Source organism: Nonomuraea sp. NPDC047529 (assembly GCF_040642995.1).
Taxonomy (GTDB): Bacteria; Actinomycetota; Actinomycetes; order Streptosporangiales; family Streptosporangiaceae; genus Nonomuraea.
In genome coordinates, this window is sequence record NZ_JBEYTJ010000108.1 from 1 (window position 1) to 2,011 (window position 2,011).

Sequence of the window (2,011 nt, forward strand, 5' to 3'; positions counted from 1 at the left end):
TGATTTTTCCTGGTACGGGGTTCGTGGAGTTGGTGATCCGGGCGGGTGACGGGGTCGGCTGTTCGCGGGTTGAGGAGCTGACGTTGGAGGCGCCGCTGGTGCTGGACACCGACTCCTCAGCCCAGGTGCTGGTGCGGGTGTCCGGCGCGGGTGCGGACGGGCGACGCGAGGTCCACGTCTACGCCCGACCGGGAGCAGGGACGGGGACGGCAACCGGGACGGGAGCGGGAACGGCTGCGGGGGAGGGGTGGCGGCGCCATGCCAGCGCGGTGATAACCGAGAGCGCGGTGAACTCCGAGAGCGCAGAGAGCGTGAACGGGGATGGCGCGGAGGCTGGATTCGAGCTGGGTGTGTGGCCGCCGGTGGGGGCGCAGGCGGTGGAAGTGGAGGGCTTCTACCAGAAGCTGGCGGAAACGGGATACGGGTACGGGCCGGCCTTCCAAGGAGTGAAACGGGCCTGGGTGCGCGGGGGAGAGGTGTTCGCCGAGGTTGAGCTGGGTGAGCGCGAGTGTGTGGATGCCGCCCGGTTCGAGGTTCATCCGGCGTTGCTGGACGCGGCCCTGCACGCGATCGGGCTGGCGGAGCAGAGCTCTGGCGGGGACGCTGCGGGCGAAGAGAAGATCACGGTGCCGTTCTCCTGGAAGGACGTGAGGTTGTACGCGGCTGCGGCCCGGCAGCTTCGGGTGCGTCTGCGGCTTGCCGAGGACGGCGCGATAACCGTGGAGGCGGCGGACGCAGCGGGAAGGCCCGTGGTCTCGATCGGTTCGCTGGTTCTACGGGAGCTGGGGGAGGGGCAGCTGGTTCGCGCGTCCGGTTCGTCGTCGTCTTTGCTGCGGATGGACTGGGTGCCGTGGTCAGGGAGCCGGGCGGATTCGGCGCCGGGGGAGGTGATCGTGGTCGGTCCGTCCTCCGGTGATGTGGTGGCGGGGGTGCGGGCGGCTGGTGGCGCTGTCGTGGGCCACTATTCCGACCTGTCGGCGTTGGACGCGGGTCTGGCTGCCGGGGAGCCGACAACTGGGACGGTGATCCTGCACCTGGACATGGGAGCGCCCACCCACGACGAGCACGGTGAGCTGCTGTCGCGGTTGCGTGTGGAGCTGGATCGGGTGGTGGAGGTGTTGCGGGGCTGGCTGGCCAGTGAGCGGTCGGCCGAGACCCGGCTGGTGCTGCTCACCACCGGCGTGGTCACGGTGGGGCACAACGCCGACCCCGGCACCACCGATCCCGGCAACACCGGTCCCGGGAATGATGGCCGCGAGTTGGTGGGGGCGGCGGTGCTGGGGCTGGCGCGGTCGGCGCAGGCCGAGCACCCCGGCCGGTTCCTGCTGGCCGACGTGGACGGGCAAGCCGCTTCCTGGCAGGCGCTGGCCAACGTGCTGGGCACCGGCAGCATGCCGGGTGGTGTGGGGGATGAGCCGCAGATCCTGGTCCGGCAGGGCCGGGTCCTGGTCCCCCGGCTGACCCCCGCCCGCCCTGAGGAGGACCTTGCGGTACCGGACGGAGACGGGGCGTGGCGGCTGGACTGCCCAACGCCCGGCTCGGTCGAAGGACTGGCGCTGGTGCCGGAACCGGGCGCGGACCGGGACCTGGACACCGGGCAGGTGCGGGTGCAGGTCCGCGCCGCAGGGCTGAACTTCCGCGATGTGCTCAACGTCCTGGGCATGTATCCCGGTGAGGCCGGTCCGCTCGGTGTCGAGTTCGCCGGTGTGGTGAGCGAGGTCGGCCCGGGAGTGGAGCAGCTCGTCGTAGGCGACCGGGTGATGGGGCTGGGCGAGGGAACGTTCGGCCCTCATGTCGTAACCGATCAGCGATTGATGGTGAAGATCCCTGAAGGGTGGAGCTTCGCCGACGCGGCCGCAGTTCCGGGAGCTTTCGCCACCGCCTGGTACGGGCTGGTCGACCTGGCCGGCCTGTCCCGAGGCGAGCGGGTCCTCATCCACGCCGGAGCCGGCGGGGTCGGCATGGCCGCCATCCAGATCGCCCGCCACCTGGGAGCCGAGGTGTTCACCAC

General features: G+C 71.0%; 1 protein-coding gene. It reads left to right on the forward strand.

All coding sequences use genetic code 11. The features are described from left to right. Nucleotides 1-23: 23 nt before the first annotated feature. On the forward strand, nt 24-2,011 hold a 1,988-nt coding region (locus tag ABZ815_RS52740), incomplete at its 3' end, for a polyketide synthase dehydratase domain-containing protein (protein ID WP_357711136.1).